Raw genomic sequence first — 26,746 nt, 5'->3', positions numbered from 1 at the left:
TTAGGCTTTTTCGTCAATGGTCTTTGTATAAGGTCTGCGATGTTTTGGTTAAAGGTCTAAGCATTTTTTTGGCAGTTGTGTATTTCGGGTCATTCGAGCAGTATGGGAATCTTCTAGACCTGTTCTCGGGAGGTTTCTGGTTTTTGATGTTTTTAGTCTTTAACTTTTTAGATAAAGGTTTAATGGTTGGTAGGAGCTCTAAAGTCTATAAGGTGAGGAGGCTCAAACCGTTTGTTTTTGCGGGTCTTAATTTTTATCTTTTTACAATTACTCTAATTCTTTTTTTAACCTCGTACAGTGTTCTTACGGATGTTAAATTGCTTATAGCAAAGGTGGTCTTGTACTTTGTCTTGTTTTTGATTACAATTATCTATATGGCAAAAGAAGTCGAAAACAAGGGCTTTGTCGAAAGCATCAGAAAAAGTTTGCTTTTAAAAAAGAAAAAAATCGAAAAGGAAGAGGCCGAGCTTAAGGCGCAAGATCCGTCACAGCAGGATTATCAAGATGGAGAAACAGCTGTAGAAGAAGGAGACGCGGTGGCTTTTGATTTAGAAAAGGAGTCGCTGGTAATGCAAAAAGGAATGTACGCTAAATTAAAAGGTACCATAGAAAAAACTCTTGCTCTGATCAACCTTGGAAAGTATGGCAAGTGCGAAAAGTGCGGAGGAAAAATAGAAGAAGCTAGGCTTAAAGCCAATCCTTACGCTACCACCTGTGTTTCCTGCGCCAACAAATAGGCAATGGACATCCCAATCATTTATCAAGATAAAAGCTTATTAGTTGTGGACAAACCGTGGGGGGTTGTGGTCAATCGGTCGGAAACCCAACGGGGAGAGACGGTTCAGGATTGGGTGAGGGCGAGGTGGGGGGAAGTAGAGGGGGTGGGGGATTTTTATGAGCGCAGTGGTATTGTGCATCGATTAGATAAGGATACCAGTGGCATACTCATCATTGCTAAGAATCTAGAAGCGTTTGGGGAACTGCAACGGCAGTTTAAATCCCGCGAAGTCGAAAAAGAATACATTGCGCTGGTTCATGGAAAAATGTTACAAGAGGAAATAGTTGTCAATGCTCCGCTAGGTCGCAATCCTCGAAATAGAATTAAATGGGCGATTGTTCAAGGCGGGCGAGAATCCACGACTGCTTTTTCTCTCATCTCCCAATTTAGCAACGAATACGGCGATTTTTCCTTAATCAAATGTGTACCCACAACTGGAAGAACGCATCAAATTAGGGTTCATTTGGCAAGCATGAGAATGCCGATTGTGGCAGATGTATTGTATGCTGGAAGAAAGAGGCATAAAATAGATGGCAAGTGGTGTCCCAGAATGTTTTTGCACGCTACAAGGCTTTCGTTAACGCATCCAACGACGGGTAAAAGAGTAACTTTTGCGAGTAAATTACCTAAAGAATTGCTAGAAATTCAAGGGGGTAGTACCCCGTAGGGGTACTACCCCATAAATACAATGCTTCCGCCGTTAATACTACAAATTGCTATTATCATTTCGGTTGCTTTTGTCGGTGGAATGATTGCCCACAAACTACGGCTTCCGGTAATAGTTGGTTACTTGTTTGCTGGGGCGGTCTTTGGAGCTTTGTTCTCCGCAAGAATAGAAAATCCCGAGTTCGTAAACTTTTTTTCGGAAATTGGGATTGCCCTTTTGCTTTTTACTTTGGGCATAGAATTTAACCTGGATCATTTAAAGGTTGTGGGAAAACCGGCAGTTTTGGGGGCTTTGGCGCAGATTGCAATTGTGGCAACGGTGGGGTTCTTTCTTTTTCCCGTGGTGTTGGGTATCAGTTATCTGCAGGCGTTATTTTTATCACTGGCTATCTCCTTAACCTCTACCGCTGTTGTAGCAAAGGCTCTTTATGATCGGGGAGAAACCAATTCGATTTATGGGGAGTTAAGTTTGGGGTGGCTGGTGGTGCAGGATTTAGCGGTATTACCAATAATGGTGTTGCTAACGCTTTTTAGCGGAAAAATAGGAGTGTGGGAAATACTAATACCAATTGCAAAGGCGGGATTTTTGTTTTATTTAACACTAATATTTGGTAGGAAAACGATTCCGTACCTATTCAAAAAACTGGCAATCGCATCGTCCAACGAGTTGCTATTGCTCGTCAGCTTTGCATTTGCGCTACTGTTTGCTTCCTTTGCCTATGAGCTGGGGTTGCCCTTTGCCGTAGGAGCGTTTTTGGCAGGGGTAATTTTAAGCACCGCCACGGTTAATCACGAAGTTTTTGCCCAAATTAGACCAGTTAGAGATTTGTTCGCCTGTTTATTTTTTGTCTCCATTGGGTACTTCGCCTCCTCAAATTTTAACCCGTCGTCTGTGGGAGCCATCATCATCCTTTTAATTTTTGTATTGGTCATAAAAGTCTTGACGGTGTTTTTGCTGTGTTTAAATTTTAAGCTTCATACTAAAGTGGCGTTTTTAACGGCCTGCGCCATGTTTGGGGTCGGGGAGTTTTCTTTTATCTTGGGACGAATTGCCCTAGACGAACAAATTTTTGATAATAGAATCTTTAATATTTTGACTATGGTGGTGGTTTTGTCTATGGCGCTAACGCCAATTATGATGTCCGTTGCGTACAAAATGTACCTCTATCTGCTTAAATTTTTGAAAAGATATTCTCCTAAAATATATCAAAAAGTAGTTGCGGGACACGATTCGGAAGTAAGTTTTCCTAAAAAGGATCAAGAGAATCTGCGGGATCACATTATCATCGTGGGGTATGGGAGAGTAGGGAGGCAGGTGGCGTTCATTCTTGATTTGGCGCAAATGCCTTTCGTAGTTATAGATTACCACCTTCCCCACTTAAAAGATTTGAAGAGTAAAGGGAAACCGTTTGTTTACGGAGATGCCACAAATGAGGAGATACTTATTGCATCGGGCATAAAAAGTTGTACGGCGGTTTTGGTTGCCGTGCCCGATGTAAACGATAGCGAGGCAATTTTAGGACACTGCTTGCGACTAAACTCCACGGCAAAATTTATTGCTCGCGCTCACAAGGATAAGGATGCCGCCCGACTTAAAATAAGGGGCGTGTCGCGTGTTGTAGAGCCAGAGTTTGAAGCGTCCATTTCTTTAGCGCGCCACGCGCTGTATTTTTTGGATTTTGAGTTGGAGAAAGTGGAATCACTGTTGGCAAAAGCCCGCAAGGGTTATAGATATTAGTAAAATCCCATAGATTCCCTTAAAGTCCCTTAAAGGATTCTAGGGGATTCTAGGGGAATTTGGAGGAATATAAATACTTCCACATACCCTCTAACTTATCCCATAGCTAGGAATAACAAGACTATAAGTTATCGTAGATAGTAAACCGCTTGTGGCAAGCCTATTCAGGTGTTTGTAAGATAACCCCAATGCCACGAAAAACCCTGCGCCCCAAAAGAACCCGCCATACCCGCTCTTGGAAACAAGCCCATGCGGTAAAAAAATTCTTTAAAAAAGTCCGTTTGGTGCTTTTTGGTATCTGTTGCGTGCTATTTTCTGGCGCTGTTTTGTACGCGCTTTCGGTTTTTAATCTTTTTAAAGCCCCTTTTGTTTCAGCGTCCGACAACTATGCTGGGGTTACAACCGCTTGGGACGGCAGGTCTAGCCTTAATGTATTGTTTGGTAAAAACGATGGGGGATCTTACGGTTTACTACGGGTAGTGCCTGATTTGGGTAGTTATCAGTATTTACTTTTTCCCGAAGGAGAAATTAGGGAAATAGGAACAAAATACGCTTTGGCGGTAAATCGCTATATTAGTTGCGATACCAATGGAGAAAAAGTTGTCAAAACGATTTTAGGAGATTTTGAAAAAGGTGAAATTGGTGAGGGAAATTATGCCAAGTTTTTGTTGAGCCTAAAGGAAAACGCCAAGTTTGCTCGAGATGGTGTCAAAACCAATCTTTCTCTGCCTGAAGTCTTTTTGCTGGCTAATTTTATGAAAACCGCTAAAAAGTCGGAGGTCTCAACTGTAGCGATTGATGCGGGAGGCGACGGCGCAAAATTTGATTTTCTGTGGCAGCAAACCCTCAACGAACGAATCTTAGGTGAGGAGGGTGCAAAAGTATTGGTTTTAAACGCTACCCAAGAGCCAGGGCTGGCAACGCAAATGGGTCGCATTCTAAAGAATTCCGGTTTGTATGTGCTGGACGCGCAGAACAGCGAACAAATTTTTGATCAAAGCGTCGTCGCCTACAATGGCAACTCCTACCCCCAAACTCTAAAAACCATCTCGCAAAACTTAAATTTAAAAACAATTCTTTGGCAAGATGATTTGTCGGTCTATACTTCAAACGCCTACCGGGCGGATATTATTGTGGTTGTTGGAGTTGACAAGATAGGTAGCCTTTGATAAAATTTTTACAGGTCTCTCTCCTTTCTAAATCAGGGCGCTAATTGCGCCCTGATTGTCGTTTGGTTTAGGTGTAGTACAATGGGGGATAACATGTCGTCGTAGCTTAATGGATACCGCGCCCGCCAAACGCTGAGCCGTTAGGCGATGCGGGCGGGAAGCAATTCCGTAACACTAGTCACCGTAGCTCAATGGATAGAGCAACTCCGTCCTAAGGAGGAGGTTGTGGGTTCAACTCCCACCGGTGGCACCAATAAATTAGAGGGATTAGAGGGAGCAGAGGGAATAGAAGGGAGAAACTGTTGACGAGGGGGTTATTTTATGCGCATCATAATGTGAGGAGAGAGAACGACAACCATGAACGAAATACTTAAATTGATTACCATCGCAATTGGTGTGCTGGCAGTCTCTATATACCTTGCCTATCGCGAGCTGACAAGTCACAAAAAGAAATCTTTTCAGAATGCGGACTTGGCTTTGGTTGTTTCCCCGGACACTGTCTTGGTTATTAAGGTTCCCAAAGTTATCGAAGGCGAACATTTTGAGCTTTTGGCAGCTCCTGTTGCCGCCGAGCAAATGTTTTCGGCGCTACATGGGCTTTTAAAATTTACTCCCGGAATCCAAGAACACATCACATTTGAAATTGCCGCCGACAGCGAAGGCGTGGTTTTTTATTGCACTTTACCGCACCAACTCCAATCGTATGTAGAAAGCCAAATCTATGCCCAATATCCCAACGCGCAGATTACGGTAACCGCAGATTACATAAAAACCGATGACAAATTTCCTTGCTTTGCATCCATCTATCTTAAGCATGTTAAGGAAAATTACTTTCCCATTCGCACTTTTCGCGATTTTGAGGTCGATCCGCTATCTGCGTTAACCTCATCAATCGAGGAGGTTAGTCAAAAGAGTAAAGCATTTGTTCAAGTTTTGGTTCGCCCAATCGCTGATGGTTGGCAGTCCACAGGGTATCAGTATGTGGAGATGGTTAAAATGGGTACACAATCCGCGGGTTGGGGTTTAAAAGATATTTTTAAATCTTTTGGTGAGGAAATTATGGCGGTACTTGGAAACATCCCCAAAAGAGTTTTTTATACCGGTGAAGCTTACATTCCACAACGCCAGTTACCCGCTAGACCAGAGCCTGAAAGGGCGGCAGTTTTGTCCGAGGGTCAAAAAGGGGAATTAGAGTCAATTGAGTTAAAATTGTCCAAAATGGGGTTCGAAACCATTATCAGAATTGCGGTCGCCAGCCCCGACGAGGCTACAGCAAACACCCACCTTAAAAGTCTCACTGCCTCATTTAAGCAATATGGAACCTCCAATCTCAACAGTTTTACAGCCAGTGGGATTTCCAGCTTTGACGATTTATCATCTCGTAAATTTTCCACTTCGGATAGTTTTATTTTATCCACCGACGAGCTGGCATCTATTTTTCATCTACCATCAGCTTCCGTAGAAACTCCGAGCATTAGTTGGAGCCTTGCCAAAAGGGGAGAGCCGCCGATCAATCTGCCTACCGAGAACTGCACCTATATCGGTCGCACCACTTTTAGAGATCGGCAGGTAAAATTTGGGATTAAAAATGACGATGTTAAAAGCGAAGATCGTTGTCGCCACACTTATTTAGTCGGAAAAACGGGAACGGGCAAGTCCACGATTTTTGAAAATATGATTATTCAGGATATGAAAAATGGCAATGGGGTGGGTGTTATGGATCCGCATGGTGAGCTGGTGGAACACATTTTGCGCAATGTTCCCGATAACAGGATTAACGATGTGATTGTTTTAGATCCTTCCGATGCCCAATATCCTGTGGGTTTAAATTTGTTGGAGTGCTCTAATCCCGCACAAAAAAATCTCATGGCGTCGGGGTTACTCTCAGTTTTTAAGAAACACTTTGGGCAAATATCGTGGGGTCCTCGATTGGAATACCTGCTCAATAATGCTATTTTGACATTGCTTGAAGTTCCAGGAACAACAATGCTGGGGCTTACTCGTGTTTTGGCGGATGATAACTACCGCAAGTACATTACACATCGCATCAACGACCCAGTAATCATTGACTTTTGGGAAAAGGAATTTAAGGCTATGAAGGGCAACCAATCGTTATCATCCGAAGCTTTGTCTCCAATTCAAAATAAAGTGGGGAGGTTTTTATCATCTTCAACTATTAGAAATTTATTGGGGCAGAGAACATCAACCATTGACTTGACGGATATTATGGATAACAAAAAAATCTTACTCGTTAATTTGGCAAAAGGAAGAATCGGGGAGGATAACAGCAACTTGCTAGGATCGTTACTCGTAGCTCGGCTCTTTTTTACCGTGATGCAGAGGGTGGATGTGCCCTGGGAAAACAGAACGCCGTTTTATTTGTATGTTGACGAATTTCAAAATTTTGCCTCCGAATCGTTTGCGGGTATTTTGTCCGAAGCGCGAAAATACCGATTGGCTCTCCATCTGACCCACCAATACACGGCGCAAATTCCCGAAGAAATGCAAATGGCAATTTTTGGCAATGTGGGATCAATCATCGCTTTAACCTTAGGCGCACAGGACGCCAAAATATTGGAACCCGAGTTCGCCCCGGTTTTTACCGAAAACGATTTAATAAATTTGGAGGCGCACCATTTTTACATTAAATTAATTATTGATGGTATGACCAGCGCGCCGTTTTCGGGTGTTTCTATTCCTCCTCCCACAAAAGAAGAATGGACCAACAACACCGAAAAAATTCTTAATTTAAGCCGTCAAAAGTATTCTCGACCGTTGGCTGATGTAGAAGATAGAATTCGCAAGTGGGTGGAGCGACCGTTTGATTTAGGCATGGCAATCGCGGAGGAACAGAGAGGGAAAACAGAAACCAAAATAGAACAAGATACGGAATCAATAGATAACAAGATAGAAGGAGAATACAAAATTCGAGGGGGTACTACCCCTACGGGGTAGTACCCCAATTTTCTAAATTTAAGGAGGTGAGTAATTATGGATGACAGACAAACTCAACTGGTAAAAAGTTCTCTTTCTGCGGCTGTGTCCTCACTTAATTTGGCAATGGAAATTATGGGAGGTTCTTCTCGGGAGTTTTCTCATGGCAAAAGGGAGGAGTCGCGAGTTTCGGATAGACCTTTAATGACGGGTATTTTTGATGGTCTAAAAGCGACCTGCACTGACGGTAAGGTCTACGATGTAGCTCCTATTTATATTGTAAAAGCAGGTCTTGTTGTGGGAGATACCTTAAAGCTAGATAGATTAGATCCGCGAGGCAAGGCCTACTTTTTGCAATACAAAAGGGTTAAAAGAAAAAAAGAAACTGGAGTCATTGCCAAGAAAGAAGGCAAATGGGTCATTGTTACTTCCAGCGGTTCCTACAAATTGTACCCAGAGGCGGTGGAGAGATGGCAGGCTCAAGAAGGAGACGAAGCCACAGTCTTGTTGCCCGAGGAAAACCCCCAATCTCCTTACGCTAGCATGGAAACAGTCGCAGGTCGCGAGGTTCATGACGAAAGAAGAGAAGAAGCGGTTCCACAAAAGGTTGTGGTAAAAGAAGAACCAGCTAAAGAGGTTAAAGTAGAGGCAGAAGAGAAAGTAAAAGAGGAGAAAGAAGAAAAAAAGAAAGCGACTGCCAAAAAGGAAACTGCTGAAAAAGAGGAGAAAGAAAAATCTGCTCGTGTGGTGCAGGACGACGACTTAAGATAATCCTTCGGTGTCAGAGTCGTCAAAGTCCGTGTCGGGAATGGAGAGCTCGTATTCTTCTAAGGTAGCGTGCCTGATGTAAGGCTTGGTTTTTTGTCGGTTATTTTTATCCGGCTCCTTTATTGCGCCCTTTAAGTTATATTTTTCTGGAACAACAACTGAATGAGTAGCTTTTTTTGACTTTAAGATTTTAAGGTTTTTGGTGGCAATGGTGTTAAGAGGATCAATTTTTAGAGCTTTAGAAAAACAACTTTTGGCTTTGGCAGAATCCGCAAGGTTAATGTAGGTGGTTCCAAGGCGATTTAAGGCGTCAACATTTTTGGGAAAGGCTTTTAAAATTTGCTCGTTGAATTGTTTTGCCTCGGGCCATTTTTGGTTAATGGCGCATTTTATGGCGCTTTGGGTAAGTTGCAGGAGGGTTAGGTTTTCCATTAGTCTACGAGTTTAAATTCTTGAACGAGATTGTCAAGGGGGTAATTTATCCTCCTACGCCAAGGCTTCGGAGGATTGATGGTTGCTAAATTCGCTACACTCATTAAGCAACCAATCAAAAGTACAGCGCGCGGATCTAGGGTTCTCTCGAAAGAGTTCTCTAAATCCGCGCGGGTGAGAGGGGGATGGGACGAAAAGCTAGTTAGCGCACTTCGCGAATCCCCCTTCGTCCAACGCCCATGTTCGTTGTCCGTCTAGTGCTAAGCACCAGGCGGAGCAGACTAGGTCCCCTCTCCTCTTCCACTGATACCCGCAGGGGCTTCCTGCGGTCGTGGAAGAGACGGAAGGAGCGACAGTCGGTTCCGGATCCGGAGGAGCTGGAGCTGAGGTGGGCGGTGAGTCTGAGTCTTCTGCGAGAAGACCCGAGAGCCAGTCCACCCAACTGAAAATTCCGATGGTCACTGTGTCGGCGATTGCACCGCCGATAGCATCTTTTTGGTATTGAGGCCACTCTTCGATTGGTTGACCCGGTTGGATCCGGGAGAGTGCCCCAATTGGATCTCCGACCATCTTGTCGAAAAGACCCAGGAGGGGGAGCTTTTTGGGGTCGTACCCGTTGCCGTACGACGGAACCCATTCCCATTCTTGCGCAGAGGTTGATGGCGGGGGGTTCCCCCACCACACAGTAGAACCCCTGGGGCGATCCAGGGTCTACCTGATAATAGGTTCCTGCAGGGCAGGTCACCTGCGCCTCGGCAGGGTGGGGGACGACGACGAACAACGGAAGGGCGGCCAGGACGACCGCTAGCACAACAAAAACCTTAACCTTCTTCATGAGGTTTTCCTTTCTCCCTGCCACAGGCAGGGAAGAATTGTGAGGTAGGGGGTTTGACCCGCCTGCGTGGGCGGGGTTGCGCGACGGTCGCGCACGAGTTACTGTATTATAACACTTTTCGTCACTATAGGTCAATGTCAGACTTACATTTTTACTTGTTGAATTTATCCAATTTAACTCCTACAATAAATCCATGCCTAAGAAAACAGAAATTCTCACAAAAGAATATTTTGATGCAACTTTAGAAACTAAGTTAGATAGTAAACTAGAGCAGAAACTGTCTCCGTTTAGGGAGGATATAAGAAAAATATACGATACTCTAGATTGGTTAGTTGGTGCGTTTAAAAAATTTGACGAGGAGCATACTTTTCATTCCTCCAGAATTTATGGTCACGAAGAGCAATTAGAGAATCACGAAGTAAGAATTGGGGTACTGGAGAAAAAAGCTACATAGGGATTTCGGGGAGACACCCCTAAAGGCAAGGAATTGTTTTGGGGTGTCTCCCCCAAAAAATATGTCAGGACATTCACATTCTCACAACATTAAAAGAGCCAAAGACTCTACCGATGCCAAACGAGCCAAAGAGTTTACTAAAATCTCGCGGTTGGTTATTGTCGCGGTAAAAAAGGGTGGGGGCGATCCCAATTCCAACCCCAATTTACGGTTGGCAATAGAAAAAGCTCGTGGGGCTAATATGCCCAAAGAAAACATTGACCGCGCTATCAACCGCGCTTTAGGGGTAGCAGGAGATGGTGGAGAAATGTACGAGTTGCGTTATGAAGGCTACGGACCCGAAGGGGTGGCTTTGATGATTGATGTGGTCACCGACAATAAAAACAGAACTCTTGCTGAAGTACGGCAAACACTGAATAAGTTTGGGGGATCCTTGGGCGAGCCCGGGTGCGCCTCTTATATTTTTGGCAACGATCCGCAAAATCCTCGATTCAGAATTCCCGTTGCGGACAATGTCAAAGCCAAAATTTTGGAATTGGTGGAAGAGTTGGAAGATAACGACGATGTGCAGGATGTGTTTTACAATTTAGAAGAATGATTATAATTGGTATTGACCCCGGAACCGCCATCACTGGTTACGGCATAATCGGCTTTGTAAAAAACAAACCTCTCAAGGTTGTTTCCTATGGTTGTATCTCGACGCCGGCAAATACGGTAATGTCGGGTCGTCTTTTGACTTTATATCAGGAAATTGGCAAGCTGTTGGATAAGCATAAACCTAAGGAAATTGTCATTGAGCGGATTTTTTTTAACACCAATGTCAAGACGGCGTTAAGCGTGGGGCAGGCTAGGGGAGTCATCATGCTTGCCGCCGAGACACGCAATATTCCACTTTTTGAGTACACCGCCTTGCAGGCAAAATTGGTCTTGACCGGTTACGGGCGCGCCAAAAAAAAGGAGATGCAACTCGCGGTTCCGAAATATCTTAATCTCACAGAAAAAATTAAACAAGACGACGCAGCTGATGGTCTTGCCATGGCAATAACTCATTTAGTTAAAATTCATCGCTATACAAGCTATGCTTAAATTATCTCAAAAAAGACCGCGGTTTATTCTTGCCTCTGCCATCACCTTGGCTTTTTTGGCCTATTGTTTTTTGCTTCCCGCGGGTTTTAGGCTTCAAGCCGCCTTAATCGGCTTTACGGGATCTTTTTTGGTGACAGTTTTGGCGTTGGGGTTTGCCCGAAAAAATAAGTCTTTTTTAATTTCTTTAATCATCCCTTTCTTTTTAAGTCTAGCACTGTTTTTTGTCTCCTATTTCTTTCAAAGCTTAAGTTTGCTATTTAACGCTTTATTTTGCGTTATTGCCACAATTATCTACTACTTTACGCTTTTGTCGCTAAATGTTTTTTTGGTTTCCGAAGAAAAAGAAATAGAAATCCCGCTTTTGCGACCGGCATCGACCTTTGCCTTTTTAATTGTGCAATTCACCTTGTTTTTAATTGTCGCTTTAATCTACAAGATTCCTATCTTGCTGTTAGTCGCCACGCCAATTACATTTTTTGTTTGTTATTTTATGGGGCGGGCTTATTTTTGGAGCCAGGGGGAATTGGGGTTGGGGAGGGGACTGGCAATTGTGGTTGCCCTATTTTGCTCCCAGCTCTTTTACGCTTTGGCTTTTTTTCCTTTGGAGGACTTGTTTAGATCGCTTGTAGTGAACGCTGGTTTTTACACACTGGTGAGCTCGTTGTATTCTCTAGAAAAAAATACTTTTAGAACCAAGCAGGTGCTGGAGTACCTGACAATTTTTGCGGGAATACTTCTTTTTATCTCCTTAGTCTAAAAAACATTAACTAGCCTTAGCAAACCCTATAGTATACTGCTATCCTAGTTTGACATACTATAGGGTGTAGATGGGTGTTTGTCATAGTTATAAGCCTTTAGCTGTCGCTTTTGTCATAGTTGTGGATAAGTTGTGGGGGGGATTGGAATTTGTCTAATTAGACCAATTAGTTCAATTGGACTAATTCGTTGAGATACAGGAGAAGTGCAAAGAACAATTATTTTAATTGTTAATTGTTTTAGTATATTGCTAGTATTTTCTGAAATACCAATTATTGCTATTTCCCCCGGTATTTAGTTGTATTAATTTGGATTCATCTAAATTCCCGCAAAATCCCTATTTACAGCTACTTCACATCCCTGTAGTCGTTAAACATACATTTAACGACAATGCGGGTGTAGGGGTTTTGCTCTACTCTTGGGGTTTGTGGGAGCAAAACTTAAATATTTTAAGGATCTTAAGTTAACTTAAGTAAAATAAATTACTTAAGTAAGGTTTGTTATGTTCCCCAAGGGTTTTGTTGGGTTCAATTTGTCTAATTAGCCTAATTGGACTAATTGGTCAAATTTGCTAATATGAATACATGTTATTAAAAGAGCTACTCGTAGAATACCTAGAACATCTGGAGCTAGAAAAGAACATGTCACAAGGCACAATTAGAATGTATCATTTTTACCTGCAGGACTTTTTGGTGTTTGCTTCTAAAGCATTAGGTCATGAGGCAAGCGAAAAAGACATCAGCGAAGACTTGGTTAAAAAATATCGGTTGAATCTCAATCGTCGCGTGAGCAATAAGTCTAAGTTGGAATATAAAAGATCAACCCAAAAAGTTTATCTTGTGGCACTTCGCAGTTTTGTAAAATGGCTTATATTGAGCAAGGGGTACAATATCATCTCGCCGACAAAAATTGAACTAGGACGATCTGAAGCGCAGGTTCCTAAATTTCTTTCTCGTAGCGAGGTTTTAGAGCTCTTGTCTTTGCAAAATCCCAACAAAAAATCTGGTTTGCGAGACAAAGCCATGCTGGAGATTCTGTTTTCCACCGGAATGCGGGTTTCGGAACTTGTAGGGTTAAATAAAAATGATTTCACTACGGCGGTACTTTCGCGTGGAGAATTTAGCGTCATTGGAAAAGGTCGCAAGGTTAGAACAGTTTATATCAGCAATTCGGCAAAACAGGCATTAAAAGCTTACCTTACAGTTCGCACCGAAGATTTTGAACCGTTGTTTTTAAGATATTCAGGACGAGCCATGGATAAAGATGATGTGTTGGGTGAATCTTTGCGCTTAACTGTGCGGTCAGTAGAAAGGCTGATTAAGAGGTACGCGCTAAAAGCTGGGATTCGCCAAGATGTCTCGCCTCACACCTTGCGCCATTCCTACGCTACAGACCTTCTGATTGCTGGCGCCGACTTACGGTCGGTGCAGGAGTTGTTGGGTCATGCTAATGTCTCAACTACCCAAATCTATACCCACATCACTAATAAACAGTTAAAAGATGTGTATCAGAAGTTTCATGGTAAAAGTTGAGTGGTATGTCGTTAATCCCCAATCTAGAACTTGCAGGCTCTAAGACTATGTAATTATGATTATAAATACTTATAAACCCGTGGGGGTAACATCATTTGAAATAATTAGACAGGTAAAAAAGCGCTATCCTGGTCAAAAGGTTGGTTATGTGGGAACACTGGATCCTATGGCAGACGGGGTGTTACTTGTTTTAACTGGTGACGATACCAAAAAATGTCAGGAATTGGTCGATCTTCCTAAGGAGTATGAATTTACCGTGGTTTTTGGAATTGCTACAGATAGTGGTGATATTTTGGGATTGGTAAAGCCCGAAATTCCATCAACGATTGAGATAACAGAGAAAAGTTTAGAGGCAACTATAGCAAAATTTGTAGGTAAATATACTCAAACAGTACCGGCTTTTTCGTCGGTTAAGTACAAAGGCAAAGAGCTTTACAAACTTGCCCATAGAAATTTAGCTCCAGCCGATTTGCCTGTCAAAGAGGTTGCAATATATAAGATAGAGCTTCTAAAATTTAAGACACTCCCCTACTCCGAATTGGAAAAAGAAATTTTTGAGCGGTTAAAAAAGCTTGGTACAAATGTTAAACAGTTTAGAGGAGAACAAGTTATTACAGCTTGGCAGGATTACTTTAAGGGGTATAAGGGAGATAGGGGTGATAGAGATGCAAAAATAGCAACAATACGAGCTACTGTTTCGCGAGGTACATATATTAGAAGTTTAGCGGAGGATATTGGGAAAAAGCTGGGAACATCTGCTATGTGCTTAAGTATTACCAGGACTAAAGTCGGAGATTGGTCCTCGATTAGGGATTATCCCTAATTCGGGATAATCCCTGTTTTAGATTGTTCTAACAATGTAACTGCTGAGACACTATCTGTTTTGCTTAATCGCATAAGTATTACCCCTTGGGTACTACGGCTTTGTTTTGCCACCGTTTTTATTGGGAGTCTTATTACTTGTCCTTCTTTGGAGGTAATTAAAAGATCGGTCTCAATACCCGCGTCAATTTCGGCAAGGACTTTGGTGCAAGTAACATTCCCATTTCTTGTGCTGACTTTGGCTGTTTTTACACCCTTGCCACCTCTTTTTTGCAGTGGGTATTCGAAAAGCGGGGTTCTTTTGCCATAGCCTTTTTCGGTTACAACTAAAAGCTCCGCTTTGCTGTTATTGGCTATTTCGCATCCCACAACCTTATCCCCCGCCCCCAGCTTAATTCCCCTTACGCCTGCTGCGGTACGCCCCATTTGTCTGATTTGCGCTTTTTGATTAAATTTAATTGACTTACCCTTGGCGGTAATTAAAATCAAAGAATCTCCCTCGTTTGTAGGCTTGACCCATCCTAAAGTATCATCGGCCGCTAGCGTAATGGCAACTATTCCCGAAGTTCTAATATTAGAAAAATCCTCTAAAGCGGTCTTTTTGACATTGCCTTTTTCGGTAACAAATGTAAGAAACTTAAAGCTGGCGTCCTTGGGAATGTTAACAAACTCGGTAATGCGCTCATCTTGAGCAATGTTAAGCAGATTCACAATAGGTGTCCCCTTAGCTTGTCTTGAGGCGTCGGGAATTTCCCAGACTCGCTGTTGATAAACTTTGCCTTTATCGGTAAAAAAATACATCACATCGTGGGTGGAGCAGCTTCTAATGTCATAGACAAAATCTTCTTTTTTAAGCTCTGCCCCTTTAACGCCTTTGCCCCCCCGCCCCTGCTTTTTGTAAGAGTCCTGCGAAAGTCGTTTAATGTAACCACCCTCTGAAATTGTTACAATAACTTTTTCATTTTTAATTAGCTCCTCGTCACTAAAGTCTGTAATTTCTGATCTGATTATTTTCGTTCTTCGGGGATCGGCGTACTTGGTCTTTATTTTAAGAAACTCTTCTTTAATTAGCTCCAACCCTTTTTGCGTAGATGATAAAAGCAAGTTGTATCCATCAATCATTTTTAAAATAGCTGACAGCTCTTCCTCGATTTTTTGTCTTTCTAAATGAGCCAGCCTCCTCAACTGCATATCCAAGATTGCTGTGGCTTGAATCTCGGAGAACTTAAATTTTTCCATCAACTTACTCTTTGCGATATCTGGCGTTTCGCTTGCTCTAATAATTTTGATGACTTCTTCTATATGATCTAGCGCAATTTTTAATCCCTGGAGAATGTGCTCCCTTTCGCGCGCCTTGGCGAGTAAAAACAAGGTTCTTCGGAAAACTATTTGTTGTCTATGTCTAATAAATTCCTCCAAAACCATCTTGAGTGTCAAAAGCTTGGGCTCGCCATCAACCAAAACCACCATATTGACATTAAAGGCTTTTTGCAGTTCGGTGTGTTTAAAGAGGTTATTTAAAATTTGCTGTGGTCGGGCGTCTTTTTTTATTTCCACGGCAACACGCATTCCTGTTCTGTCAGACTCATCGCGAATATCCGAAATACCGTCCACTTTTTTGCTTTTGACCAAATTGGCAATTTGTTCCACCAAATTTGCCTTGTTTACCATAAAGGGAATTTCGTAAATAGCAATGGTAAATTTGCCGTTTTTACCCTCTTCTATTTCTACCTTGGCTCTTTGGACTACTTTTCCCTTGCCGGTGGCGAAATACTGCATTATTCCCTCGGTATCATAAATCAAACACCCGGTTGGAAAGTCAGGACCGGGAATTATCTTTATCAGGTTCTCAACTGTAGCAGTGGACTCAAAGGGGGTATATTGGGTGAGAAGACCGTGCGTAGGAGGGGGGAGATCGGGGTGGTCGAGCATAAATACCAGCCCATCGATTAACTCTCCTAAATTGTGGGTGGGGATGCTGGTTGCCATGCCAACCGCAATCCCGAGCGCGCCGTTCAACAAAACATTTGGAATTACAGCCGGTAATACCTTAGGCTCTTGATACTCCCCGGAATAGTTCGGGATAAAATCCACTGTGTCTTTGTCAATATCACCAGTTAGTTCCTGGGCAATTTTTCCTAGGCGACATTCGGTATACCTCATAGCGGCGGGCGGGTCGCCATCAACCGAACCAAAGTTTCCCTGTGGATCAATAAGCAAATAACGCAAACTAAAATCTTGACCCATGCGAACCAAAGCATCATACACCGAAATATCACCGTGGGGGTGGTATTTTTTTAGCACTTCTCCCACAACAGCGGCGCACTTAACAAATTTGGATGAGAACGAGTGCCCTTCCTCGGACATGGCGTAGACAATCCGTCGTTGGACTGGTTTTAGCCCGTCTTTAACATCGGGAAGGGCGCGGTTGACAATAACCGACATAGCGTAGTCTAAATAGGCCTTTTTCATTTCTTCCGAAATGTCCATGCGCTCAATATCCATCAGCAAAAACTATTGTCAAAGACGAGATTGTCTTTGGTAATACAAAACTCCTATAATAATTCCCAGCGCCACGATTCCAATAATTGGACTGTGCGACAAGGCAACAGTTGGCGCTACAAGTAAGGCTACAAGATTAATAACCTTAATTAAAGGATTAAGCGCCGGTCCCGCGGTATCTTTTAGGGGATCTCCAACCGTGTCACCCACAACAGCCGCCTTGTGGGCATCTGACCCTTTTCCACCGTAGAGACCCGCCTCTATGGCTTTTTTGGCATTGTCCCAAGCGCCCCCAGCGTTGCTCATAAATATGGCTAATAATTGCCCTGTGGCAATCATTCCAACTAAAAGTCCACCCAATGCCTCTACCCCAAGCAGATATACCACAGCAACTGGAACAGCAATGGCAATTAGTCCGGGATTTACCAACTCTTTAATAGCCGAGGCCGTGCAAATGGTTACTATCTTATCGTACTCTGGTTTAGCTTTTCCTTCCATAATGCCTTTAATTTCTTTAAACTGTCTTCTAACCTCGTTAACAATGGCGTAGGCTGCTCGCGATACCGCTTGAATAGTCATTGACGAAACCAAAAAAGGAATTGTTGCTCCAAGTAACAACCCCACAAAAACAATCGGTTTGGTTATTTCTATGCCGATCAAATGTGTGTCGCTAACAAAGGATTCAAAAAGGCTTGTTGCGGCAACAACAGCGCTTCCGATGGCAAAACCCTTGGTGGCAGCCTTTGTGGTGTTGCCAACAGAGTCCAGCTTGTCTAAAATATCCAGACCCTTTTCCATTTTGCTCATTTCGGCAATTCCTTGAGCGTTGTCGGCAATCGGTCCAAAAGAATCCATACTGACGATTATTCCTGTAGTTGTAAGCATCCCCATGCCAGTTAAGGCGATACCGTAGGCAATAGCTTGAGTATCTCCTGGAAAAACCAGAACTGCGGTAATAATTGCCACGGCTATTGCCAAAACCGAGTAAACGCTGGATTCGTAGCCCACAACCAAGCCGGTTAAAATGGTCGTGGCGGGTCCGGTTTGAGTGGATTGGGCAATTTCTAAAACAGGTTTATGTTTTGCCGAAGTAAAGTATTCGGTGATGTAATAGACTACAACGGCCAAAATAAGTCCGCTTGTAGTGGCGTAAAAGAATTTAATTTCCGAAGCGTATCCCGTTGCTAAAAAGTAGAAGCCCACAATCGAAAGAACGGCGGCAACCAAAAAGCCTTTTCTAATTGCTCCCATTCCATCTTGGGTTTTATTGTCTCCCCGAACGGAAAGAATTCCAATTGCCGAAGTGACAATTCCCAAAGCGCGAACCAGAAGCGGAAAAATTACTCCTGGGAGACCAAAGGTAGCGCTACCCAAAATCATTGCCGCGACTAAAGTCACTTCGTAACTTTCAAAAATATCGGCTGCCATTCCGGCGCAATCTCCAACATTATCACCGACTAAATCCGCGATTACGGCGGCGTTTCGGGGGTCATCTTCTGGTATTCCCTTCTCAACTTTTCCAACTAGGTCGGCACCAACATCGGCGGCTTTAGTGTAAATTCCCCCTCCCACCCTCATAAAGAAAGCCAAAAGGGATCCGCCAAATCCAAAGCCAACTAAAACTTGCGTTGCCTTCTCACGAAACAATAAATAAATAATCGTCGCTCCTAAAAGTCCCAGTCCTACTGTAAGCATTCCGGTTGTTGCCCCGGCTTTAAAAGCAATCGAAAGAGATTCGCTAAAGGATGACTTAGAAGCTTGTGCCACTCTTACATTGGCGCGGGTGGCAATATTCATGCCAAAAGCTCCAATCGTGGCGCTAAATGCCGACCCCATCAAAAAGGCAAAGGCTCGGGCAAAAGCTAGGTCTTTTTCAGGCGCTGTTATGAGCAAGAGTACAAAAATCACAGCAATTAAAGGAGCTATGGTCTTAAACTGGCGTTTTAAGTAGGTATTGGCGCCCTCTCTAATAAACCCCGCAATCTCGTTCATCTCCGGTGTTCCTGTTGGTTTGGCAAGTACCAGTTTTGCCAGATAGACGGTGTAAACAATGGCTAAAAGGGCAGTTGCTAGAACAATGTAGAGTAGAATCATAGGATATCCTCCATAATCTATAAACTTAAGAATCTACCTCGGCTTGCGAGGCATTGGACATAATAAATTTTTTGCGTGGCAAGACCTCTTCTCCCATAAGCATGGTAAACACGGCATCGGCCTCTTGGGCGTTTTCCACGGTAATCTGTTTTAATCTTCGGGTAGCGGGATTCATCGTTGTTTCCCACAACTCCGCGGGATTCATCTCTCCCAATCCTTTAAATCTTTGAATAGTAACATTTTTTCCAGCCATTTGCGCTACAAATTTGTCTTTTTCCTCCTCGTCCACGAGATACTTTTTTTCTTTACCCCAGACAGCCTTAAAAAGTGGAGGCATTGCCGAATAAACAAAGCCTCGCTCTATCACTGGTAAAAGATGGCGAAACAAAAAAGTTAAGTGCAGGGTTTTAATATGGGATCCGTCAACATCGGCATCTGCCATAATGATAATTTTATGGTAGCGCAGTTTGTTTAAATTAAGTTGGTCTCCGATGCCACACCCCAGCGCCGAAATAAATGTTTTAAATTTATCGGATTTGATAATTTGATCCAGCCTTGCTCGCTCGGTGTTTAAGACCTTACCCCAGAGAGGTAAAATAGCTTGAGTTTCGCGGTCGCGTCCCTGTTTAGCGCTACCGCCAGCAGAGTCCCCTTCTACAATAAAGATTTCGGCTTTGGCGGGATCTTTTTCTCGGCAGTCCGCCAGTTTTCCAGGCAAGATACTTCCTTCTAGCGCGCCCTTTCTAATAACACTTTCGCGCGCCGCTTTGGCGGCTTTGCGGGCTTTGGAGGCAAGGAGATTTTTTTCCATAATGCTTCCGGCGTCTTTGGGATTTTCATTAAGAAAAAAGTCAAAAGCTTCTTTAAGAATACTTTCGACAGCCGGTCGCACTTCAGCATTTCCCAATTTGGATTTAGTTTGTCCTTCAAACTGCAATTTGGTGTTGGGGAGCTTGACTGAAATTACTGCGGTTAGACCCTCTCTTACATCGTCGCCAGAGAGCGGTTCCTCATTATCTTTAAGAAAGCCATTCTTTTTGGCATAATCATTAAGCGATTTTGTCAGTCCTCCCCTAAATCCAGTTAAATGCGATCCCCCTTCGGGATTTCTAATGTTGTTGGCAAAACACAAAACTGTTTCGGAGTAGGAATTGTTGTATTGGATGGCTATTTCGCAGTCAATGTCCCCTTTTGATTCGTGAACAAAAAAAGGAGTTTCGTTAATATGCTGTTTGTTTTTGTTAATCGCTTCGACAAAAGTTTTGATGCCGTTTTCAAAATAGAAAGAGCGATCTTCTCCCGCTTTGCGGTTATGGATAATAAAGCGCAATTTGGAAGAAAGGTAAGCGTACTCCTTAAATTGAGCGGTTAAAGTTTTGGGGTTGACTTCTATGGTATCGAGATATTTTTTGCTAGGTAAGAAGTAAAAAACAGACCCAGATTCCCCGCTTAATAAATAGTCGGATTCGTTGGGGAATTTACTTTTAAATTCTGCTTCGGAAATTGGTTTAACATCTTCGGTGGGGACGCTGTTGGTGTATTCCTGAATCATTAAACTGGATCCCCGCTTTACTACCACGGTAAAAAATTCGGACAAGGCGTTTGTTACCGAAAGTCCAACACCATGAAGACCACCGGCAATTTTGTACCCCCCTTCGCCAAACTTACCTCCCGAGTGGAGCTTGGTCATCATCAGTTCTAGAGCCGATTTGTTGTATTCTTTTTTAATATCGGTTGGAATTCCCCGCCCATTGTCTGTTACCGAAATGGAATTGTCGGCGTTAAAGTAAATTACAATTTGGTTGCAAAATCCAGCTAGGGCTTCATCAACAGCGTTATTAACTATCTCTGTCACTAAATGATGCAGACCTGTTTGGTCGGTTGAGCCAATATACATTCCGGGGCGTTTTCTTACGGGATCAAGTCCTTCGAGAATTTGGATTTGTTCGGCGTTGTATTGGGAATACTTGGTTTCTTTTGGCATAACTTTAAGATTCTACATTAAATAAAGATATTTTCCAACACCAACCTCAACGAAGCGTTGGTGTTAAATATTAGAGGTTTATACTTATACAAAGTTGTCAGTCGCTTGGGGTCAATTTTGTCCATATCGGATAACAAATAACTTTCCTGCGTTTCTAAAAACTCCAAAGCGTTATTTTGGCTGGCATAGACTTTGGGGTTAGTGGCAAAAAAATCCAAAACACCATTGGGGGGGAGAAGGAACAAGTTGTCCACCTTCGGTAGGTCGTCCTTTGGGCGGGGGTTGTTTTGAAGAGAGATTAGAATGCAACGGGAAATAATTGTTTCCAAAAGCAGTTTTTCCGAAGGACTGGCAAGAATTATCTGGGTATTTTGCGGAGGCTCCTCCAAGGTTTTTAAAAGAGCGTTTTGTGCCGGTACAGTAAGCCTTTGAGTGTCCAAAATTAATACTCCCCTACTCTCGCCGGCGCGGGATTTTTTAGACAAAAACTTTTTTAGATGGCGAATCGACTCTATTCCAATTCCCTTTTTGGTGTCATCGCTTACAAGATAGATATTCTCATCTCTTGTGATAGAAAATTGGGATAAGATCTCGTGGGCACGCCCCTGGCGTTTTTCAAAAGTGGATTGGGTGATGAGATAGGATGCCATAGAAACAACAAACTCTAATATCTAAACTCTAAATCCTAAACAAATCACAATTTTATAAATTCAAATGTTCAAAAAATTTGGAACATTTGTATTTTGATATTGTTTAGAGTTTAGGATTTCTAATTTAGAATTTTTTAATATAAACATCTATCTTCTATTGTACTATACTACTGTGTGTTAAAATATAAACGAGTTTGTTTCTAACGAAATTAACTAATTAACACTGCCCAAAATGACCAATCTAAAACGCAAGGGGGTAGAAGACATCCTCTTTGAAAATAAAAAAATAAATGCCGACCAACTTTCGGCAATTCGTTTGGAACGAGTAAACACCGGTCGTGAAATAGAAGACATTATTATCTCGCGAAAATACGCCACCCCATCGGACATAATTTTTGCCAAAAGTATTCTTTATTCAATTCCCGTTGCCAATTTATCTGACTTAAATTTAAGCCCGCAAATTTTAGAGCTGGTTCCAGAATCGGTTGCTAAAAAGTATACCGTAATTCCCCTTTTATCCGAGGGCGGGTTTTTAGAGGTGGCCATGAGCGATCCGCTGGATTTGGAAATTATTGAGTATCTCGAAAAAAAGACCGGTCTCACGGTCAAGCCACAGATTGCTCTAAAAAGCGAAATTGTTAAGGTAATTGCAACTCAATACAGCCGAAGTATTGGAGAAGATGTTTCTCGAGCTTTGGAAGAGGTTGGTCCCACTAAAATTGAAGAGCAGATCAAAGATATTAATAAAGTTCAAGAAGTAATCCGCGATGCCCCAGTTGCTAGAATTGTGAGCGCAATTTTGGAACTTGCTGTTAAATCCCGCGCCTCTGATGTGCATATAGAACCAACGGAGGATAAAACAAGAATCAGGTATCGTATTGATGGAATTTTACAAGAAAAACTAACCCCCTTGCCTAAAACTGTTCACGGAAGCTTAGTTGCTAGGATTAAAATCCTCTCGGGGCTTAAAATTGACGAAAAAAGAAAGCCTCAAGATGGTCGCTTTAGAATAAAAGTTGGTGAAGCCGAAACCGACTTGCGGGTTTCTACCCTTCCTACCGTTACGGGAGAAAAAGTTGTGATTAGGCTATTAAAGGATGAATCTAAATCGTTAATGTTAAAAGACTTAGGTCTTAGAGGCATGGCTTTAAAAAAATTTGAGGAGGCGCTTTTAAAACCCCACGGCATCATTTTGGTTACGGGACCTACTGGTTCGGGAAAAACGGTTACCCTTGCTACTGCGCTTTCTAAGATAAATACCGTGAGGGTCAATATTGTCACTGTGGAAGACCCGGTGGAAATTAGAATTCAAGGAGTTAATCAAGTTCAGATTAATCCCGCGGCGGGATTCACCTTTGCCTCGGCGTTGCGGGCATTTTTGCGTCAAGATCCCAATGTAATTATGGTTGGAGAAATTAGAGATGGCGAAACGGCGGAACTTGCTATTCACGCCTCTTTGGTTGGAAGGTTGGTTTTGTCAACTTTGCACACAAATTCGGCGGCGGGTGCCATCCCTCGTCTTTTAGACATGGGGGTGGAAAACTTTTTATTGGCATCAACCTTGCGAGTGGTTTTGGCTCAACGGTTGGTTAGAAGGCTTTGTCCGCATTGCAAGGAAGCCTACAAGGCTCCGCCCGAAATGGAAAAAACAATTAAAGAAACTTTAGGGTCGGATTTGGAGTCACAGCTTAAATATTTTAGCAAGGATGAATCTCTCCCCGACAAGTCGGGGAATAGCTTCTTTTCGGAAAAAGTTTCCAAAAATAAAAAAACAGTCGAACTTTTTAAACCAAAAGGCTGTGACAAATGTATGAATATTGGGTATATTGGAAGGACGGGGATTTTTGAAGTTATGCCCGAAACGGACAAGATTACCAAAATGATTCTGGAGCGCAAATCGGCAGAGGATATCGAAAAAGTGGCGCGAGATGAAGGAATGCTAACCTTAATTCAAGACGGATTTTTAAAAGTGTTAGAAGGGACAACAACCATAGAGGAGGTTCTCATGGTTGCCCGCGAATAAAGTCCCATGCGAGAACGCATGTGACTTTGTAACGCCCTTTTCCTTCGGAAAAAGGAATTTATTGGAGATACGCATTATCTTGTTATAGTATGAATCAAAGTCTTACGGTTTCATCGCTTCTGACTGACATGGTTAATATGGGCGCCTCTGATTTGCATCTTGCGGTTGGCGTTCCCCCAAGCGTAAGAATTGAAGGCGAATTAAAAATACTTGACGCGATGGGAAAATTAACCGAAATGCAAGTTTCCAACATTATTTTTTCCTGCGCAACTCCAGCCCAAAAAGACCTTTTTAATATTAATCGTGATTTGGACTTTTCGTATACCTTATCCGAAAAAGCTCGATTTAGGGTTAATGCGTATTGGCAAAAAAGCACGCCGGCGGCCTCGTTTAGAAAAATTCCTTTTGAAGTTCCTGATTTAGCAAGTTTAAATTTGCCCGCCAATATTATAAAGGAGCTTTGTAATCTACCTCAAGGTTTAGTTTTAATTACAGGACCATCGGGTCAAGGGAAGTCGACTACGCTGGCGGCGATGATAAATTATATTAATAACAGTCGCTCTTCTCATATTATTACTATAGAAGATCCGATAGAATATATTTTTACAGATAACAAATCTACTATCCACCAAAGAGAGCTTCACACCGACACCTTCTCTTGGGAAGTGGCACTGCGTTCTGCTTTGCGCCAAGACCCCAATGTAGTTTTAATTGGAGAAATGCGCGATTTAGAGACAATTTCCAGCGCCATTACCATTGCCGAAACTGGTCATTTAGTTTTGGCAACTTTGCATACTAACAGCGCTTCGCAAACGGTGGATAGAATTATTGATGTTTTTCCCGAAAGTCAGCAAAATCAAGTTAGGGTGCAACTATCTCTAATCTTAGAGGGGGTAATTTCGCAAAGATTGGTTCCAGGAATTCATAAGGGGCGCTTTCCCGCCTGTGAAATACTGCTGACTACGCCAGCCTTGCAAAATTTAATTCGCGAAGGAAAAACCCACCAGATTGATAATATTATTGTTACCAGCCAGGATATTGGAATGAAGACACTGGAAATGTCGCTTGCCGATTTGGTGTTTGCGGGAAAAATAACAGTCGAAGAAGCCAAAAAGCACAGCATGAAGCCGGCTGATTTAGCAAGACTTGTTTCTAAAAAATATGCCGATATTTAAATACAAAGCCAAAACTCCTCAAGATACCCGGGTAGAGGGAGAAGTGGAAGGCTCCTCTAAATCCTATGCTGCCTCATTGCTTGTTAAAAAAGGCTACTCGATTATTTCTTTAGAGAAGCAAAACAAGTCAAACCTTTTGTTTTTGGAGGGATTAACCACTGTTTTTAACCGGGTTTCTCTTAGCGATCAGGTAAATTTTACTTCCCAGCTTTCGGTAATGCTTTCTTCTGGTTTGGCACTTACGCAGTCACTCGAAATATTGTCGTCTCAAGCCCGAAATAAAACATTTAAAACAATTCTCGAGACAATTTTGCGAGATGTGCAAGGTGGGAGCAGTCTTTCTAATGCTATGGCAAAACATCCTCTAGCTTTTGGAAGAACTTATGTAGCGCTTTTGCGGGCAGGAGAAGCTAGTGGCTCTTTAGATAAAATAATGTTGCGGTTGGGTGCCAATTTGGAAAAAGAAAGGGAAGTAAAGGGAAGAATTAAAGGAGCTATGGTATATCCTGCCATTATCTCTCTTGCTATGGTTTTGGTTTTTACGATAATTATTGTGTTTGTTATTCCTAAGCTAACACAAATGTACGCCTCGCTAAATGTTGAGCTTCCCTTGCCGACCAAAATTATGATTGGAATATCCGATTTTGCTATTAAAAGATGGTGGGCGGCGCTTTTGGTTTTAGGAGCAAGCGTGTTTGGAATTAGAAGCTTTAAAAAAACTACCCAAGGAGAATATTTTTTTGCAAAAATTGCGCTTCGCGCGCCCATTTTTGGCAATTTAACCAAACAAAGCGAAATGGCGGATTTTTCTAGAACCCTGTCGCTTTTAATTTCTTCGGGCGTGCCAATAGTAGAGGGGTTAGACATTGTTGGGATATCGCTTTCTAATTTAATTTATCGCAACAGTATGAAAAGAGTCTCTATTCTTGTAGAAAAGGGGTTGCCTTTATCTCAAGCCTTATCTCGCGACCCAATATTTCCCCCATTGATTTTTCAAATGGTTTCGGTTGGCGAAGAAACGGGAAAAATGGACGAGGTCTTGGGAAAAGTTTCCTCATTTTACGAGATGGAGGTTGATCGGGTGATTAAAAATCTCTCAACTGCGTTGGAACCAATAATCATGATAGCCTTAGGCGGAATGGTAGGGCTTTTAATTATTTCGATTATCACGCCAATTTATAAGTTGACATCATCGTTCTAAAGGGGGTATAGTTTTTGTATGGTCTTCTGCCCTGCGACTTTTGTTCAAAAATTAATGGTTATTAAGTTATTCTAAACCACGGTGTGAGTGGTTTTTTTGTTGGAGGTGAAAGAAAATGAATAGGACAACAAAAGGTTTTACGCTGATAGAGCTTTTAATCGTGATTGTTATCTTGGGAATTTTGGCGGTGGCGATTCTTTCTGCCATAAACCCGTTGGAGCAGATCAGAAAGGCCAATGATTCGGGTCGCAAGTCCGATGCCGCGGAGCTTTTGAATGCTGTAGAAAGGTATTACACCACATTCCAAAAATATCCTTGGGCAACAACAACCGAAGCCGATAGTCCCGGAACAGGCGGTCAATTGCCTCCAGCAGCATCATGGTTAACTGAACTGGTTACCAAGAATGAGGTTAAACCAGAATTTAAGACTAGAAAGAATTTAACGGCGGCGACAGATGCGTTAAATGGTCTTACAGTAAGTGAGAATGCCACGACCAATTTGGTATATGTTTGTTTTGCTCCCGAGTCAACATCTTTTAAATCGCTAGCAACAAAGAATGCAGTTGCTGCAGTTGGAACCACGCATGTTTGCATTCCGGAATAGAAAGTAGTTAATTTAGTTAAATTTTTTGGAGGTGAGAATTATTATGAAATTGTTAAACACTGCCCGCAAGGGTTTTACATTAGTAGAACTTCTTGTTGTGATTGCGATAATTGCCATTTTAACTGGTGTTGTTTTGGTTGCTATAAACCCAGCGCAGATGATGGCGGAGTCGCGAGACGCTACAAGAATGAGCGATCTGGACAACCTGCGCAAGGCGATAGATTTGGCGTTGGCATCGGGTGATATAACTTTAACCACCACAACTGGAAGTTCTGATGTTGGCTCTAGAGCGGTTGATGGTACGGGATGGCTTCAATATACTGTAGTTAATGCGCCGGGATTGGGGAAGTATTTGGCAACACTGCCGGTTGATCCCCAAGAGTCTGCAGGAGCAATGCATTACTACTACGCGTCGGGTCTCGACGGTTATGAGCTTGATAGCATGTTTGAGTCGGCGAAATATCAGACTAAATATGCCACAGATGGTGGAAGCAGCGTAAGTTATTACGAAATTGGGACAGATCCAGGGTTGGATATAAGACC

The 26,746-nt window shown here is 42.6% G+C and carries 22 protein-coding genes and 1 tRNA gene; 18 read left to right on the top strand and 5 right to left on the bottom strand.

Annotated elements, in window-relative coordinates; translation table 11 throughout:
• Positions 1 to 569: 569 nt before the first annotated feature.
• The 7 genes from KKF75_03635 (at position 570) to KKF75_03605 (ending at position 8,056) form a co-directional block, all read left to right on the top strand.
• Positions 570 to 737 (top strand): TraR/DksA C4-type zinc finger protein, encoded by a 168-nt coding sequence (locus tag KKF75_03635; GenBank protein MBU4381283.1) that lies wholly within the window; start codon positions 570 to 572, stop codon positions 735 to 737.
• A 3-nt stretch (positions 738 to 740) separates the two neighbouring features.
• Entirely contained in the window at positions 741 to 1,445 is a 705-nt protein-coding gene (locus KKF75_03630; protein ID MBU4381282.1) for an RluA family pseudouridine synthase, read from the top strand.
• Positions 1,446 to 1,466: 21 nt separating this feature from the next.
• Positions 1,467 to 3,182: a cation:proton antiporter gene (locus tag KKF75_03625; GenBank protein MBU4381281.1), complete on the top strand. Its 1,716-nt coding sequence runs from the start codon at positions 1,467 to 1,469 to the stop codon at positions 3,180 to 3,182.
• A 188-nt stretch (positions 3,183 to 3,370) separates the two neighbouring features.
• Entirely contained in the window at positions 3,371 to 4,351 is a 981-nt protein-coding gene (locus KKF75_03620) for a LytR C-terminal domain-containing protein (protein MBU4381280.1), read from the top strand.
• Positions 4,352 to 4,528: 177 nt separating this feature from the next.
• Positions 4,529 to 4,604: transfer RNA gene (locus KKF75_03615), tRNA-Arg, on the top strand.
• 104 nt (positions 4,605 to 4,708) lie between these two features.
• On the top strand, positions 4,709 to 7,306 hold the full coding sequence (locus KKF75_03610) for a type IV secretion system DNA-binding domain-containing protein (GenBank protein MBU4381279.1): 2,598 nt from the start codon (positions 4,709 to 4,711) through the stop codon (positions 7,304 to 7,306).
• A gap of 36 nt (positions 7,307 to 7,342) precedes the next feature.
• A complete protein-coding gene (locus tag KKF75_03605; protein MBU4381278.1) occupies positions 7,343 to 8,056 on the top strand; it encodes a hypothetical protein in 714 nt (237 codons plus the stop codon).
• Here KKF75_03605 and KKF75_03600 read toward each other — a convergent pair.
• Positions 8,048 to 8,485 carry a tetratricopeptide repeat protein gene (locus KKF75_03600; protein ID MBU4381277.1) on the bottom strand — a complete coding sequence of 146 codons (438 nt, stop codon included), beginning with the start codon at positions 8,483 to 8,485 and terminating at the stop codon, positions 8,048 to 8,050. The two genes, KKF75_03605 and KKF75_03600, sit on opposite strands and share 9 nt — an antisense overlap.
• Positions 8,486 to 9,513: 1,028 nt before the next feature.
• Here KKF75_03600 and KKF75_03595 point away from each other — a divergent pair.
• The 6 genes from KKF75_03595 to KKF75_03570 all read left to right on the top strand — a co-directional run bounded on the left by KKF75_03595 (position 9,514) and on the right by KKF75_03570 (position 13,971).
• Entirely contained in the window at positions 9,514 to 9,774 is a 261-nt protein-coding gene (locus tag KKF75_03595; GenBank protein ID MBU4381276.1) for a hypothetical protein, read from the top strand.
• Between the two features lie 61 nt (positions 9,775 to 9,835).
• On the top strand, positions 9,836 to 10,372 hold the full coding sequence (locus KKF75_03590; protein MBU4381275.1) for a YebC/PmpR family DNA-binding transcriptional regulator: 537 nt from the start codon (positions 9,836 to 9,838) through the stop codon (positions 10,370 to 10,372).
• The gene (gene ruvC, locus KKF75_03585; GenBank protein ID MBU4381274.1) at positions 10,369 to 10,860 is read left to right on the top strand and encodes a crossover junction endodeoxyribonuclease RuvC; all 492 of its coding nucleotides are present in this window, start codon (positions 10,369 to 10,371) and stop codon (positions 10,858 to 10,860) included. Before KKF75_03590 ends, ruvC begins: the two co-directional genes overlap by 4 nt.
• Positions 10,853 to 11,617, top strand: a complete 765-nt coding sequence (locus tag KKF75_03580) for a hypothetical protein (protein MBU4381273.1) — start codon at positions 10,853 to 10,855, stop codon at positions 11,615 to 11,617. The genes ruvC and KKF75_03580 overlap by 8 nt, the downstream gene beginning before the upstream one ends.
• Before the next feature lie 583 nt (positions 11,618 to 12,200).
• A complete protein-coding gene (locus KKF75_03575) occupies positions 12,201 to 13,148 on the top strand; it encodes a tyrosine-type recombinase/integrase (GenBank protein ID MBU4381272.1) in 948 nt (315 codons plus the stop codon).
• Between the two features lie 55 nt (positions 13,149 to 13,203).
• Complete coding sequence (locus tag KKF75_03570) at positions 13,204 to 13,971, top strand: hypothetical protein (protein MBU4381271.1); 768 nt, start codon at positions 13,204 to 13,206, stop codon at positions 13,969 to 13,971.
• On the opposite strand, the gene gyrA is transcribed toward KKF75_03570, so the two are convergent.
• From gyrA to KKF75_03550, 4 genes are read right to left on the bottom strand one after another with little or no spacing between them, the layout of a single operon-like run.
• Entirely contained in the window at positions 13,968 to 16,475 is a 2,508-nt protein-coding gene (gene gyrA, locus KKF75_03565) for a DNA gyrase subunit A (protein ID MBU4381270.1), read from the bottom strand. The two genes, KKF75_03570 and gyrA, sit on opposite strands and share 4 nt — an antisense overlap.
• Before the next feature lie 15 nt (positions 16,476 to 16,490).
• A complete protein-coding gene (locus KKF75_03560) occupies positions 16,491 to 18,566 on the bottom strand; it encodes a sodium-translocating pyrophosphatase (GenBank protein MBU4381269.1) in 2,076 nt (691 codons plus the stop codon).
• A 25-nt stretch (positions 18,567 to 18,591) separates the two neighbouring features.
• Positions 18,592 to 20,550 (bottom strand): DNA gyrase subunit B, encoded by a 1,959-nt coding sequence (locus tag KKF75_03555; protein ID MBU4381268.1) that lies wholly within the window; start codon positions 20,548 to 20,550, stop codon positions 18,592 to 18,594.
• A gap of 17 nt (positions 20,551 to 20,567) precedes the next feature.
• Complete coding sequence (locus tag KKF75_03550; protein MBU4381267.1) at positions 20,568 to 21,200, bottom strand: hypothetical protein; 633 nt, start codon at positions 21,198 to 21,200, stop codon at positions 20,568 to 20,570.
• A 232-nt stretch (positions 21,201 to 21,432) separates the two neighbouring features.
• Here KKF75_03550 and tadA point away from each other — a divergent pair, with 232 nt between their 5' ends.
• The 5 genes from tadA to KKF75_03525 all read left to right on the top strand — a co-directional run.
• Positions 21,433 to 23,223, top strand: coding sequence for a Flp pilus assembly complex ATPase component TadA (tadA, locus tag KKF75_03545; protein ID MBU4381266.1), 1,791 nt, complete (start codon positions 21,433 to 21,435; stop codon positions 23,221 to 23,223).
• Positions 23,224 to 23,312: 89 nt separating this feature from the next.
• A complete protein-coding gene (locus tag KKF75_03540; GenBank protein MBU4381265.1) occupies positions 23,313 to 24,398 on the top strand; it encodes a type IV pilus twitching motility protein PilT in 1,086 nt (361 codons plus the stop codon).
• Entirely contained in the window at positions 24,385 to 25,599 is a 1,215-nt protein-coding gene (locus KKF75_03535; protein MBU4381264.1) for a type II secretion system F family protein, read from the top strand. Before KKF75_03540 ends, KKF75_03535 begins: the two co-directional genes overlap by 14 nt.
• Positions 25,600 to 25,714: 115 nt before the next feature.
• On the top strand, positions 25,715 to 26,203 hold the full coding sequence (locus KKF75_03530) for a type II secretion system GspH family protein (protein ID MBU4381263.1): 489 nt from the start codon (positions 25,715 to 25,717) through the stop codon (positions 26,201 to 26,203).
• A gap of 43 nt (positions 26,204 to 26,246) precedes the next feature.
• The coding region (locus tag KKF75_03525) for a type II secretion system GspH family protein (protein ID MBU4381262.1) at positions 26,247 to 26,746 on the top strand (500 nt) is incomplete at its 3' end.

The organism is Patescibacteria group bacterium, from assembly GCA_018896215.1.
Lineage (GTDB): Bacteria > Patescibacteriota > WWE3 > 0-14-0-20-40-13 > 0-14-0-20-40-13 > JAHINB01.
This window is presented reverse-complemented; position numbering and strand designations above follow the sequence as displayed.